The sequence below is a fragment of the Xenorhabdus santafensis genome, assembly GCF_033949405.1.
Taxonomy (GTDB): domain Bacteria; phylum Pseudomonadota; class Gammaproteobacteria; order Enterobacterales; family Enterobacteriaceae; genus Xenorhabdus; species Xenorhabdus santafensis.
Genome location: NZ_VCDN01000409.1, coordinates 1 through 294 on the forward strand (window position 1 = coordinate 1; position 294 = coordinate 294).

General features: G+C 36.7%; 1 protein-coding gene. It reads left to right on the plus strand.

What is annotated here, in order from left to right:
- On the plus strand, positions 1 to 224 hold a 224-nt coding region (locus FE392_RS20760), incomplete at its 5' end, for a transposase (RefSeq protein ID WP_319931982.1).
- Between the last annotated feature and the right edge of the window lie 70 nt (positions 225 to 294).

The following is a 294-nucleotide window of genomic DNA, read 5'->3' on the forward strand; positions in this document are numbered from 1 at the left end:
CCTTTGCAGAATCCATCAAAGAAACGATTAATTGTTCGGTTGAAATCATCAAACGATCTGAACTTCACAAGTTTGTCGTGTTACCTAAACGCTGGATTGTGGAACGAACTTTTGCTTGGTTGGAAAATTACCGTAGACTGTGGAAGAATTGTGAACGAACACTTGAAAATAGCAGACAGAGTTGCTTATTGGCAGGTGTGGCAATTTTATTAAAAAGATTTTAAACAGGTTCTTATATTCTAGTTCCTTTATTTTCAAATTCAGCTGCAATGGATCCCCAGTCAAAGGTTCTTT